This is a genomic window from Candidatus Zixiibacteriota bacterium (assembly GCA_026397505.1).
GTDB lineage: Bacteria > Zixibacteria > MSB-5A5 > GN15 > PGXB01 > JAPLUR01.
In genome coordinates this window covers 69,389-82,436 of record JAPLUR010000061.1, presented here as the reverse complement: position 1 = coordinate 82,436, position 13,048 = coordinate 69,389, and the positions used below count along the sequence as shown (strand labels likewise).

General features: G+C 50.3%; 10 protein-coding genes. 7 read left to right on the top strand and 3 right to left on the bottom strand.

The window, feature by feature from the left end:
- The first annotated feature begins 2 nt into the window (after positions 1–2).
- Together larC and NT002_06475 are read left to right on the top strand one after the other, a co-directional pair.
- Positions 3–1,196, top strand: a complete 1,194-nt coding sequence (gene larC / locus NT002_06480; GenBank protein MCX6828915.1) for a nickel pincer cofactor biosynthesis protein LarC — start codon at positions 3–5, stop codon at positions 1,194–1,196.
- On the top strand, positions 1,193–2,155 hold the full coding sequence (locus NT002_06475; protein ID MCX6828914.1) for an electron transfer flavoprotein subunit alpha/FixB family protein: 963 nt from the start codon (positions 1,193–1,195) through the stop codon (positions 2,153–2,155). Before larC ends, NT002_06475 begins: the two co-directional genes overlap by 4 nt.
- A gap of 49 nt (positions 2,156–2,204) precedes the next feature.
- Here NT002_06475 and NT002_06470 read toward each other — a convergent pair whose 3' ends face one another.
- Positions 2,205–3,227 (bottom strand): hypothetical protein, encoded by a 1,023-nt coding sequence (locus tag NT002_06470; protein MCX6828913.1) that lies wholly within the window; start codon positions 3,225–3,227, stop codon positions 2,205–2,207.
- 310 nt (positions 3,228–3,537) lie between these two features.
- Here NT002_06470 and NT002_06465 point away from each other — a divergent pair, with 310 nt between their 5' ends.
- The 4 genes from NT002_06465 to NT002_06450 are packed head-to-tail and all read left to right on the top strand — an operon-like array spanning position 3,538 to position 9,010.
- Complete coding sequence (locus tag NT002_06465) at positions 3,538–6,021, top strand: hypothetical protein (protein MCX6828912.1); 2,484 nt, start codon at positions 3,538–3,540, stop codon at positions 6,019–6,021.
- A gap of 8 nt (positions 6,022–6,029) precedes the next feature.
- Entirely contained in the window at positions 6,030–6,989 is a 960-nt protein-coding gene (locus NT002_06460; GenBank protein ID MCX6828911.1) for a PorV/PorQ family protein, read from the top strand.
- Between the two features lie 8 nt (positions 6,990–6,997).
- A complete protein-coding gene (locus tag NT002_06455; GenBank protein ID MCX6828910.1) occupies positions 6,998–7,870 on the top strand; it encodes a PorV/PorQ family protein in 873 nt (290 codons plus the stop codon).
- Between the two features lie 21 nt (positions 7,871–7,891).
- Entirely contained in the window at positions 7,892–9,010 is a 1,119-nt protein-coding gene (locus NT002_06450) for an isocitrate/isopropylmalate dehydrogenase family protein (GenBank protein ID MCX6828909.1), read from the top strand.
- Positions 9,011–9,186: 176 nt separating this feature from the next.
- Here the strand turns inward: NT002_06450 and NT002_06445 are convergent, their stop codons facing one another.
- A complete protein-coding gene (locus NT002_06445) occupies positions 9,187–9,762 on the bottom strand; it encodes a hypothetical protein (GenBank protein ID MCX6828908.1) in 576 nt (191 codons plus the stop codon).
- Between the two features lie 254 nt (positions 9,763–10,016).
- On the opposite strand from NT002_06445, the gene NT002_06440 reads away from it, so the two are divergent.
- Positions 10,017–10,985 (top strand): hypothetical protein, encoded by a 969-nt coding sequence (locus tag NT002_06440; GenBank protein MCX6828907.1) that lies wholly within the window; start codon positions 10,017–10,019, stop codon positions 10,983–10,985.
- A 32-nt stretch (positions 10,986–11,017) separates the two neighbouring features.
- On the opposite strand, the gene ligA is transcribed toward NT002_06440, so the two are convergent.
- Complete coding sequence (gene ligA, locus NT002_06435; protein ID MCX6828906.1) at positions 11,018–13,027, bottom strand: NAD-dependent DNA ligase LigA; 2,010 nt, start codon at positions 13,025–13,027, stop codon at positions 11,018–11,020.
- Between the last annotated feature and the right edge of the window lie 21 nt (positions 13,028–13,048).

The following is a 13,048-nucleotide window of genomic DNA, read 5'->3' as shown; positions in this document are numbered from 1 at the left end:
TCATGAAAATTCTTTACTTCGATTGTTTTTCGGGAATCTCGGGCGATATGACCGTGGCCGCCCTTCTGGACCTCGGCCTATCTTTCGATTATTTGAAAGAGCAACTGCGCAAACTGAACCTCGCAGGATACGACTTGGGGCAATCGCCGACCGAAAGGCACAAAGTGTCAGCAGTCAAATTCGATGTTCTCATCGAGAATGATAAAAGTCACCGGCATCTGAATGAAATTCTGAGTATTATTGATGCCGCAGATTTGCCGGAAAAAGTAAAAGACATTTCCCGTCGGATTTTCAGGAAACTGGCTGAGGCGGAAGCCAGAGTTCACAAAACCATACCTGAAAAGGTTCATTTCCATGAGGTCGGTGGCATAGATGCGATTATTGATATTGTTGGAAGCGCCATCGGGATTGCCCATTTCAATCCCGACCTGATTCTGTCTTCTGCTCTCCCCCTTGGCCGGGGAATTGTCCGATCAGAACATGGGATGATTCCCATTCCCGCCCCGGCAACGATAGAAATGCTAAAAGGTTTTCCTGTCCGCCGGGAAGAGTATGAAGGGGAGAGGGTGACTCCGACCGGAGCCGCTATTCTGACCACCCTGCTTGAATTAAATGGCGCTCAGGGAGCCGGTCCCGAATTTACGCCACTCCGGGTCAGCTATGGGGCTGGAAACATGGATTTTCCAGATCGTCCCAATCTTCTCCGCATAATCCTGGGCGAAATCAGTGAGGATAATTCCCCCGGGCATGACACGATAGAAGTGATCGAGACCAATATAGATGATATGAATCCCCAAGTATATGATCATCTTCTGGGGCGTCTCTATTCCGCGGGCGCGGCCGAGATGTTTATCACGCCGGTAATAATGAAAAAAAGCCGCCCGGGGAATCTCCTTACCGTTCTCTGCAAAAAGGATTTGGTGGATAAACTCGGCGACATTATATTCCGGGAAACTTCCACCGCGGGAATCAGATTCCGCAGTGAAAAGAGGAGAATTCTGGATCGGGAAATAAAAGTTGTTGAGACAGAATATGGCCCGATTCAGGTGAAAATATTGAAAATAAAAGATGGAATAAAAATTCAGCCGGAGTATGATGACTGCTCCGAAGCCGCCACACGATGCAAGGCACCGCTCCTGAAGGTTATGGAGGCGGCCCGGATTCTGGCTGAAAAACTCGAAGGGATAAAAGAATGAGCATCAGGGTTCTTCTCGTCGCCGAACAGAAAAACGGCAAGCTTTCCAATGTAAGTTACGAGCTGATCAGCGCTGCAAAAAAGATCGGCGGAGAAATTATAACCGTGTGCCTGGCCGAATCAGCCGATGGCCTCGCCTCGGAGCTGGCTAAAAGGGGAGGGGGCAAAGTGCTGGCGGTCTCCAATCCGGCGCTGAAATATCATAACGATGAAATCCTCGGAAGGATCATCACGGAACTGATAAAGAAATATCAACCGCAAGTGGTTCTGGGGCTGGCTACTTTCTATGGCAAGGCCCTATTTGCCCGCCTGGCGGCTCTTAGCGGCGGCGCCATGGCCTCCGATATCACCGGCTTGAAAACCGAGGGGGATAAAATCATAATCACGCGCCCCTCCTACGGCGGCAATGTTATTGTTGACCTGACTAACAGCGACGGCAAGATATTTTTCGCCACAATCCGCCCTAAAATCTTCGAAGAGTCCAAAGACGGTTCGGGCGAGGTGGTGGCCGAGTCGGTGGATTCGACCCTGCTGACGGCCAAGGGAGTGGTGAAGGAAATGGTCGTGGAGTCGGGGCAATCAGTCAATCTTACCGAGGCCGATATTATTGTGACAGCCGGCCGGGGAATTCGCGGACCCGAAAGCCTTCCGCTCGTTAAAAAACTGGCCGATTCTCTTGGGGCCGGTCTTGGCGCCTCACGTGCCATTGTTGACGCCGGATGGATTGCCTACTCGCACCAGGTTGGTCAGACCGGCAAGACAGTCAATCCCAAACTCTATTTTGCGATAGGCGTTTCCGGCGCTATTCAACACCTGGTGGGCATGCAAACCTCGAAAGCCATTGTGGCGGTTAACCGCGACAAGGATGCCCCAATATTTAATATTGCCACCTTTGGCATCGTGGGTGATTTATTTGAGATTGTACCGGCCCTCACGGCCAAATTTGAGGCCAATAAATAGAAATTCTGTCGGGATAAATAAAAAAGCCGCCTCTGAAGGCGGCTTTTTTTTAGCGAAGAGGTAGCCTCAGGTAATTCAGGGAATACCGCATCAGGGTCAGACCATATTTGGTGTTGTGCACGCCACCGCTCTTATCACCCATCATAAAAAGATAGTTGAATAGCGCTCCGGCAGAGTCGGCTGTTGCCACTATCCGCTCCACCGGCAGGCCGGCTGAATCAAGCAGATTCGACTCAATCAGTTTTCCTTTCAAAGTATCAATGGTCGCCAGATAGGCAACCTGCAGAGAGTCATACTGGAAGAAATCGACGACCGGATTCGATTGATGGCAGGAGGCACGATTACAGGTTTCGGCCAGAATAAGCGGGCCATCTTTCAGCTTAAAAGTATGGCCGCCCAGATTAAGGCCCTTTGATTTCTCTTTGTGACAGGTAATACATCCCGAAGTAACAGTTACCGTATGGGAGGAATTCCCTATCGCAGTATCAGCGAAATTATATCCCCCCTCGCCGGCCAGCATGTCGGCCTGGGTTGAACCGTGCGGCCCCCAGGGAAGGGTGATATTAACCGAATCATGAGCCGCCTGTGCAGGATCGGTAGTTGCTTTATGGCAGCGGGCGCAAATATTGGAATGGCCGCGATTGTATGAGGGGCCGGAAGCGAGATTCACCGCCGCCGTATCTCTCAGCGCGAAATCCCAGGTTGTGTGAGGATGATGGCAGGCGAAACAACCGATTTCGCTCGGGTAAGGAACCGAATCCACGGGCGAATTAAGGGAACGCACAAAGCCATCGGTGCTGTGGCAGGCCGGTCCGCAGATACGGGTATTCCGGCCAAAATAAGTGTAATCGGAGAGGGTATCCGAAGAATGGGCGGAATTATCCCACTGCTTTATGGCAGTTGACATGGTGTTGCTGATATCGGAATGACAAACCGCCACACAGGTGCTGTCAATTATGGTATCGGTCACATAAGTGGTGTTTTCTTTGGTGACCAGCTCATCGCAGCCGGGAATTATGACCGCCAGCAGGCCCAGAATTGTCAAAATGATCAACGGCAATATTCTCTTCATACAGTATTTCCTCAGGAATGGGATTTCCTCTAAGAAACAGCACCCGGGGCGGTTTGTCAAACCATTTCCTTTCAAGGCTTTATTTGCGGGAAAAACCATATTATTGGCGGGAGCAGGGTGTTCCCGGGTTTTAATTTGATTTTATCCGCTTGACTTGGGGAAAATTTGAGTTATTTTTACATTTTACGGAGGTGTTGCGTAGCGAGTCTTGATAAAGAAGCGAACCTGATATTCTGAGTGGATGGATTGAAAAATAGCGGTAGCCGGACTTTAATTATTAGTCTTCGGCTATTTTTTTTAGGAGATAAAAGTGAAAAAAGCAGTTTTCCTGATTCTACTGATCCTGGTTCCCGGCTCTCTGATGGCAATGTTGATGGAGACCTTTGAGCAGCCGATTGAAGGACTTTCAAACAATGCGGTGATCGATATCGTGACCCACAAGAACGGCATCTGGCTGGCCACCGGGCGGGGCGTCAGTTTCACTCCGGATAGCGGCGCCACCTGGTTTTATTTTGACAGCACCAACGGCCTGGTTTCGGATGAAATTTCGGCCATATACTCGGACGATCTCGGCGGCAGGCTATGGCTGGCCACTAATCATACTGTCAGCAGAAATGAGAGTACTTTCCCTTATGCAGACGGTCTCTCTTTTACCGATAACGAGGGAGAATTATGGGATACCTTGATGGTCAAAGGCTCATATGGACCCCAGGCCACTGTGTTCGATATCACCGGCGATGATACGCTTCTATTCGGGGCGTCCTGGGCAGGCGGGCTGTTTGGGAGTTTCGACCGCGGAGCCAGCTGGCAGAGTCTCTATGCCAGTATTCAGGATTCGCTGACGCCTCTGGCCTTCAGCAACCTCTATTTTTCGGCCGCCTTTGATACTCTGCATCATGATTCACTGGTGCTCTGGGCCGGAACAGTCGATGGCTTGGTACAATATATCTTTGCGCCGGCCTACGCCAAACCGTCTTCAAACTACATCTTCAGCATTTCCTCCGCTGACAGCTTCATCTATATCGCCGGCGATTCGGGTCTGACCCGGCGCATCGTAAGAGACGGAAAGGAGAGTTTTCTTTCCTCATTTCAGGCCAATGGTCTGCCGGGAAGAGCGGTGACGGCTGTCTTCAGTTTTGGCGGCCGCCTTTTCGCAGGGACGCTTGATTCTCTTGGCGGCCTGAGCACCGGGCTGGCAGTTTCTGATGATAATGGGATCTCCTTTCAGCCGGTTACAACGGGACTGACGGGATTGATTGGGCCGAAGAAATATCCCGTGGAATTTGCGGCGGTCGGACCAAATCTCTTTATGGCGGCATATGAAGCGGGTCTGTATATGACTCCGGATACCGGTCATGTCTGGCAAAAAATATATGTTGACACGCTTGATACAACACTTGTAAATGGCCGAAGTATTGTCCATTCCGTCGCGGCGGATTCCTCTAATCTCTGGGTGGGTACCGATTCCGGCCTGGTGAAACTCTTTCTGGACAATCTGGGCCTTGTTGACTCATTCCGATATTTCCCTTTTACCGACAGTGACACGACCGGCGCACGCTCTATCCGGGTGGGGGTTCAGGAGTATCATGACAGTGTGGGCGTTCATGATTCCACCGCCATCTGGAGTATCAATCATCCGCTCAATCCAGCTGTGGGCCACTGTTCGGTTCACCGTTTCAGTGTCTACGATAATCTCTGGGATATATTCCTGGCCGATACACCTTACTATGATATAGATTTTATCGACTCTGCAGTCTATCTGGTGGGGAAGAACTGGTTTTCTTTTTCCCCAAATGGCAAAGGCTTTGCCAGTCAGCCTTCCGGCACCATCAATGATTATCATAATCCCACTTTGAACCTTGACAAGCAGGACCTGAACTGCATTGATATCTTCCAGGATACAATTTACATAGGATCTTCGAAGGGTCTGGCGATATCGCCGGCCGGCGCCAATCTCTGGTTTCTGACCATTGCTAATAACAACCCGAAACATCAGGATCTGGCTACCCGGTATACAATTTCTTCAATCTATCCCATTTCCGGGAATTGGGTCACTGCGCTTGGCGTTCAGCCGCTTTCGGAGGGAACGGGTAAAATCTGGGCCACCACTCGCCCCGGGGCATCAGGCAATGGGTATGATGGAATCTCGGTCGCCTCTCTAGACGGTCAGGGATGGGAAGTGAAGAATTCAGGGGTGATTTGCTGGAATTATGCTTTCCTCGATTCGCAGGTATTTGCCGCGACCACGGCGGGACTGCTGCACAGCCGCAACGTCGGCCAGAGCTGGGATACCATAAAAATAAGCGGCGTGCTGGCCAATTTCGATCCACCGGTTCCTTACTCGATTTCTCCGGGGACGCCCGCTTATGCCGTGAAGATTGTCGGCAATTATCTCTGGGTTGGCACCGATGACGGTGCGGCGAAAGTCCGCCTTGACAGCCTTGGGATTTCGGATTGGAGTATTTACCGGGTGAACGACACCACGCCGGAAGTATATGCCTATCCCGTTCCATTTTCGCCATATGGTGAAGGTCTGCTCACTTTTCATTATCCGATACCCAGGGACGCTTATGTTTCGGTCAGCGTCTACGACTTCGCTATGAATCTGGTAAAAAAAGTAATCACCTCGGAGTGGCGGTCGGGCGGCCCGAAAGTAGTGGCCTCGTATGACCACTGGAATGGTCGCAATGCGAAGGGCGAGGAAGGCGAAATCGTCTCGGCCGGCATATATTATTTCAAGGTGGAGCTGTCGACCGGGGAAAAATACTGGGGCAAATTGGCCATTATACCGTAGGACAAAATATGAAAAGAATAGCCGTATTTATGATTTTGTGTCTGGTTTTCAGCCAGATTGCCGCCGCCGAGACGGAAGATGGTGGCTATGCCGGAGCCTTTTTGAAGCTGGCGGTGCAGGCCCGTCCGGCCGGAATGGGGGGAGCTTATATCGGGGTGTCCGATGACGCCGCCGGGCAACTCTTCAATCCCGCCGGTGCGCCGGCCGTGCAGACCAAGACCATTGCCAGTTCTTATCGTGTCATGGATCTGGGGAGGAAACTTGGTTTTGTCTCATTCATGCTGCCGACGCGCGGAGCCTCCGGACTTGGACTGAGCTGGCTTTATGCCGGCTATGGCGAGGTCGACACACGCAACAGCAGCGGGCAGAAGTTGGGGGGAACTATTTCTTCCAGCGAAAATGATTTTGGCCTTACCTTCGGTAAGCAGTTCGCTCCTTTCCTGGGGTTGGGGACCAAGTTGAATTATTATTATAAGCGACTTTCCGACCTCAGCGCTACTTCCATTGGCATTAACATGGGAATAATGATTTCGATCGACTCCCTTTTTCAATATGGTTCAATGGAGGGGAAACCGATCACCGATATCAAAGCAGGTCTGGTGTTCAGCCATCTCGCGGCCAACTATTCCTGGAGTGATAAGAATGCCGGGTTGGCTGCAACACAGGACGACAAATTTCCTAATCTGCTGGGTCTGGGCGTATCCTGCAGGGCGATTGATAGAAAACTGCTGGTGGCGCTGGACCTGGAAAAGAATTTCAAACAGGCGCTGGTGTCTCGTTTCGGAGCGGAGTATGATTTCAGGAACCGCCTCCTGCTGCGGGGAGGTCTCAACGAGGGGGCCGTGACCGCCGGGATGGGGTACACATTTGCGCTAAAGAAGGCCACCCTTTGTTTCAACTATGCCTTTTCCGCCGAGCGCACGGATGAGGGCAGTGACCATATAATCAGTCTGGATTTGAAATTTTAGAGGCCCTTATGAGAAAAACCCTGATTATTTCAATCGCCCTTTGCCTTATATCAGTTCCGCCGATTTTCGGCCAGACCGGATTGGATTTGCTCACGGTCGAAGCAGGGGCACGGCCCAGCGGTATGGGTGGGGCATTCACGGCCGTAGTGCAGGATCCCTATTCGGCGGGGTACAATCCGGCCGCCGCTTTCGGTATCGGACCCCTGGCCGCCTCGATTGGCCATAATACATATTGGGAAAATATCCGAATAGAGACCGGCTACCTGTCATTCCAGAAGAAATCGATCACCTTTTCCGCCGGCGTGCAGTTTGCGGTGGACGGTAATCTTCAAGGACGCGGCCTGACACCAACCAGCGATTACACTGCTTTCGATGCCCATGATATATCATTCAAGACCGGTGTGTCATTTGAGGTGGATAAGGATGTCGTTTTTGGCTTCATGCTGGGATGGATGTTTGAAAAGATAGAAAATTTCCACGGCTCGGCTTTTAATGCCGATATAGGGCTTCTAACCCGCCCAATGACCGACCTTAATGTCGGTTTCGCTGTTTTGAATCTGGGCCAGAAAATGAAAATCCGTGAAGAGGAATATAAACTTCCGACTGCTTTCCGCGCCGGTGTTTCCTATCGTTTCGCTCGTTTTCTCCCGGCGGCGGACATAGTTATCCAGGATGATGATTTCCATCTTCATCTGGGCGGGGAATACAAAGTATCAAGCAGTCTCTTCTTGCGAACCGGATATCGTTTCGGCTATGATACAAAGGATTTCTCAGCCGGCGCCGGATTTGCCAGAAGAAATCTGCGCATCGATTATGCTTTCCTGCCGTATAAAGACAACCTGTGGGATTCACATCTCATCAATCTGACATTTCAATTATAGTGAAGGAGAATCTAAAACGATATGGCCAAGTACAAAATTGCCTGGATACCCGGTGATGGAGTCGGCTGCGATGTCATGGATGCGGCCCGAATCGTCCTGGATAGGTTCAAATTCGATGCCGAATATATCCCCGCCGATATCGGCTGGGAGTTCTGGTGCAAAGAAGCAAATCCTCTTCCTGACCGCACGAAGGAGATTTTAAGAAACACCGATTGCGCCCTGTTCGGCGCTATTACTTCCAAGCCCAAGGAGGAGGCCGAGGCGGATCTGTCTCCCGAACTCAGAGGGAAAGGACATATCTACTCCTCGCCGATTGTTGGGTTAAGGCAGGAATTCAATCTTCGCACCAACCTGCGGCCGTGTAAGGCTTATCCGGGAAATCCTCTGAACTACAAGGAAGGGATTGATATCGTTGTTTTCAGGGAAAACACCGAAGACCTTTATGCTGGTGTGGAGTTTTTCCCTCTCCCCGATGAGGTCCGGGAGGTGATCAAAAAGCATAATCCCAAGATGAAGAAGTTTGACAAGCACCCTGCCGGCGAAGTAGCGGTATCATTGCGAATCAATACCAAAACCGGGTGCCGCAATATTGTAACCGATGCCTTCGAATATGCGAGGAAAAGCGGACGCAAATCGGTGACGGTGGTCGAAAAGCCGAATGTGGTGCGGGAGACCTCGGGGCTGATGGTCCGGACGGCGCGTGAAGTGGCCAAGAACTACCCCGATATTCAGTTCTGGGAGGCCAATATCGATGCCATGTGTATGTGGCTTCTGAAAAACCCGCTCGATTATTCGGTGCTGGTGACCTCAAACCTTTTCGGTGACATCATCTCCGATTTATGCGCTCAGCTGGTTGGCGGACTCGGCTTTGCTTCCTCCGGCAATATCGGCGATAACTATGCCGTTTTCGAACCGACCCATGGTTCCGCTCCCAAGTATGCCGGATTGTATAAAGTCAATCCGATGGCGATGTTGCTGACTGTGGTGCTTATGATGGAATGGCTGGGAGAGAAAGAAAAGGCAGTGCAACTCGAAAACGCCATTGCGATGGTCATAAAAGAGGGAAAAGCCCGGACTTATGATATGGGCGGCAAATCAACCACGCTTGACATTGCGCATGCGGTTGCGGCCAAACTCTGATCTCTTTGCGATAATCAATATCAAGGCTGTCGGGATCTGCTCCCGATAGCCTTTTTCATTCCGGATGTCAGAGGATGCTCAGGAAATAATTAGAAAAATCTTGTGATTTATATTTGCAGCCTGCGACTGCGAATCAATCGATCACCTGTTTATTGCAGGGATGATACCGGAAAATCTCAGAACCAATCCAACTCGTCAAGAGCGGGGATTCCGTCTTTCAGCTGATCCTGCAAATCTTCAAGTTCGGAGGCCATGTCTTCCAGCTTGTCGGCTTTGTCTTCCAATTTGTCGGCTTTGGCCTCGATTTTCTTTGATTCTCTTTTGATTTCGCGTTCAAAATCCTCTTCATCATAATCGGTAAAAATGAGGCTCAGCGCTTTGCCGGCCGCTCTGAGGCCTATTTTGGCCCCTTCTATTCCCACCTCAGCCCCAGCCAGGCCGATATCCTCAGCATATTCCGTCATTTCCAGAGCCCGTTCATAATAATTTCTGACAAGCTTCTGCTGCTGCTGATCGAGTTCTACCCGGTGACCGTCAACATACAACTCATCTCCATGGACAATTTTGACCGAGCCGGAGCTATGGTCATTGTGCCGGATAATGACAACATCGTCGTCGGTATTGATGCTGACATCCTCCAGATGGGCGTAATTATGACCATGTGAGCGGAATCGCTGACAGGTCTCATTGTCAGCCGATGCCAGAGGAAAAATCAGAATCACGAGACAGAGAATCAGGAATAATCTTTTCATCGAAACCTCTCTGCATATTTATGGTTTTCTACTTGGAATACGGAAAACCATTATGAAAGGTTTCAACAGGCAGAAGGCTGGGGCAAGAATGAAATAAACCATTCAGCCGGGAACTTCGTCATGTAACTGGAGCCATCGATTACGGCGGGTCGAGCAAGATTTCCTCCCGCCTCAGGCGGCTCGCCGAATAGACTTGACAGGAGTGATTAACCTGATATTGATTAAAATGATTTTGGCTGAAGGAGGGAAAATCTATGACAAGGGAAATTATCAGGCGGAAAATCACGGCTGCCTTCAATCTCTGCCTACTTCTGGCCGTGGCGATCTTATTTCTGCTTAACAGTTGCGGCGAAAAGAAAATGACCGGAGACGCCGACGATTCGCTTCCCTATGGAATAATTGTCGATAAGACCGATTGCAAGCCGTCGCCGCCAATTCAATCTGCCGACTCCATTCCTCCCAATAGAGACTGCCTGGAATATAGTTATCATGGAGAGAATAGGATTCTTCGTGTCAAACACATTAATGCCGTCTTTAACTGCTGCGCCATAATCAATGCCGATCTGGGTGTCTTAGGCGATACCGTCCTAATCAAAGAGAAGGAATCCTATGGTCCGAACGGCCCCTGCCACTGTCTCTGCTATTATGATGTGGAATATGAAATCAGAAATCTGCCGGTCGGAAAATACGTTATCAAAATAATTGAGGTTTACACCCTGGGAAATGACCTGCCATTGGCCGTCGCTACCGACCTGGAAAATGAACCCACAGGGATATACTGTATTGAGAGAAATATCCTCCCGGAAACAGCCTCAGGCTATTTGGCAAAATATAGCGGCTGCAAGGAAGGGGAGTACTCATTCGACGGTAACCGCCTATTGTCCCCCGGAAATTGTGTTACCGTTGAATATGACGGCAAGAGAGTTCTGCGCCTGAAACATATCAATGCTGTATTTAACTGTTGCCCCGATTCAATCCTGGCCGATATCCGGATTTCGCGAGATTCAATTACCATAACCGAAAGAGAGCTTAATTCCGGTTGCAGATGCCTCTGCAATTATGATTTGGATTATGAAATAATAAATCTTAAGCCCGACGACTATACTGTCACTTTCATTACTCCATATCTCCTCCCCCTTATGGAGTCTCTTATATTCACGATTGATCTGCGAGTGGACACAACCGGGCTATATTGCTGGCAGGGGCGTTGGGGGCCGATGTGATGGAATCATTTTTCTGACGGGGAATTGGGCGCTTATGACAGGAGTTTTCCGAGTTCCTCTTCGGTTATTATTTTCACACCCAGCTTTTTGGCGCCATCGAGCTTGCTGCCGGCATCTTCACCGACCAGGAGATAGTTGGTCTTCGAGGAAACCGACCCGGAGACCTTTCCCCCGGCATCTTCAATAAGCTTCTTAAAATGATCCCGCGGCAAAGAAAGGGTGCCGGTTATGACAAAGGTTTTCCCCAACAGAGAGGATGATTTTCTCTTCATAGCGAAATTGGGGAAGCTGACTCCGGCCTTCTTCATTTTGGCAATCATTTCCTTATTGCCGGGGTTGGCGAAATAATCAATGACTGATTGGGCGATAATCGGGCCGATTCCTTCAATTGTGGTCAATTCTTCAAAAGTGGCCCGGTAGAGTTTCTCAAATTCTCCGAAATGTCCCGCCAGAGCCCGGGCGGCGGTCTCTCCGACATTGAATATTCCCAGCGCGACAATAATCTGCGGCAAATCCCGTTTCTTGGAGACCTCTATGGAATCGAGGAGATTCTGCGCCCGCTTATCACCCATAAGCTCCAAGGGGAGAAGCATTTCTTTTGTCAAATAGTAAATATCGGATGGGTCTTTGACCAGTTTGGTTTCCACCAGTTGCGCCGCCATTTTCCCACCCAGCCCCTCGATGTCCATGGCTTCTTTAGAGGCAAAATGGAAGATTTTTTCAATTATCTGAGCGGGGCAGGCCGAGTTTAGACAACGGTGCGCCGCTTCACCCTCAGGGCGAACCGTCTTGGTACCGCAGGAGGGGCAGGTTTCCGGCATGGTGACACTTTTTTCCTTCCCGGTTCGCTTTTCCTTGATAACCTCCATCACCTCCGGTATGACATCTCCCGCTCGGCGGATTATGACCATGTCGCCGATCATGATATCAAGTTCCTTCATTTCATCTTCGTTGTGAAGGGAGGCATTGGAGACAGTTACTCCCGAGACATGCACCGGCTCGAGCTGGGCCACCGGCGTGATAACACCGGTGCGGCCGACCGAGAATATGATATTGCGTACCACTGTCTCGGCTTCCTCGGCGGCGAATTTCCAGGCCACCGCCCAGCGCGGGGCGCGCGAAATCTCACCCAGTGTGCTCTGCTGATTGAATCGGTCGACCTTTATTACCATGCCATCGATTTCATAATCCAATTTTGGTCGGATGTCCGCCAGTTTATAAAACTTCTCGGTAACTTTGTTAACGCCTTTTGCGCGGTCGACAAATTCATTAATCAGAAATCCCTCGCGCTTGAGAAATTGCATGATATCATATTGGGTGGTCATGTTGGGCAGATCGGTGGCGGAGATGCCATAGGCATAGAAAATCAGCGGCCGGCCGGCGGTGATTTTGGAATCAAGTTGACGAAGCGACCCGGCGGCGGCATTCCGGGGATTGGCGAAGGGGGCCAGCTCCTGAGCGGTCATTCTATTATTTAATTTAAGGAATGATGATTTTCTGATAATTACTTCGCCGCGCACTTCCAACAGGGGATATTTCCGCGCTGCATCATCCGAGAGCTTCAGCGGGATGCTTCTGATAGTCCGCAGGTTTTGAGTGACGTCCTCACCGCGACTACCATCGCCACGCGTAGAACCAGTTGTCAGAATGCCATTATCATATATCAACTCGACCGCCAATCCATCCAGTTTTGGCTCCACCGTATAGGTAATGTCTTCATTGGCCTCCAGCCCTTCGTGTACTCTGCGATCGAATTCGACAAATTCCTCTTTCGAGGTTACCTTTTGCAGCGAGAGCATTCGTGCTCGGTGCGCAATCGACTTAAACTCCGGCAGCGGGGTGGCTCCGACACGCTGTGAAGGAGAATCCTGAGTGACAATTTCGGAATGCTCTTTTTCGATTTTCAGAAGCTGGTCGAAAAGGCGGTCATACTCGGCATCGGATATCTCGGGTTTATCGAGGATGTAGTACATCCGGTCGTAATGTCTGATCAAGGCAACCAGACGATCATATTCTTTTCTGTCTTTCGCTGGGATCGGCATACCGCAAATAAAGAAATGGCA

What these genes read in the sequence shown, in the direction of transcription:
- larC (MCX6828915.1), top strand. Translation starts at nt 3, where the DNA reads ATGAAAATTCTTTACTTCGATTGTTTTTCGGGAATCTCGGGCGATATG.
- NT002_06475 (MCX6828914.1), top strand. Translation starts at nt 1,193, where the DNA reads ATGAGCATCAGGGTTCTTCTCGTCGCCGAACAGAAAAACGGCAAGCTT.
- NT002_06470 (MCX6828913.1), bottom strand. Translation starts at nt 3,227, where the DNA reads ATGAAGAGAATATTGCCGTTGATCATTTTGACAATTCTGGGCCTGCTG.
- NT002_06460 (MCX6828911.1), top strand. Translation starts at nt 6,030, where the DNA reads ATGAAAAGAATAGCCGTATTTATGATTTTGTGTCTGGTTTTCAGCCAG.
- NT002_06455 (MCX6828910.1), top strand. Translation starts at nt 6,998, where the DNA reads ATGAGAAAAACCCTGATTATTTCAATCGCCCTTTGCCTTATATCAGTT.
- NT002_06450 (MCX6828909.1), top strand. Translation starts at nt 7,892, where the DNA reads ATGGCCAAGTACAAAATTGCCTGGATACCCGGTGATGGAGTCGGCTGC.
- NT002_06445 (MCX6828908.1), bottom strand. Translation starts at nt 9,762, where the DNA reads ATGAAAAGATTATTCCTGATTCTCTGTCTCGTGATTCTGATTTTTCCT.
- NT002_06440 (MCX6828907.1), top strand. Translation starts at nt 10,017, where the DNA reads ATGACAAGGGAAATTATCAGGCGGAAAATCACGGCTGCCTTCAATCTC.
- ligA (MCX6828906.1), bottom strand. Translation starts at nt 13,027, where the DNA reads ATGCCGATCCCAGCGAAAGACAGAAAAGAATATGATCGTCTGGTTGCC.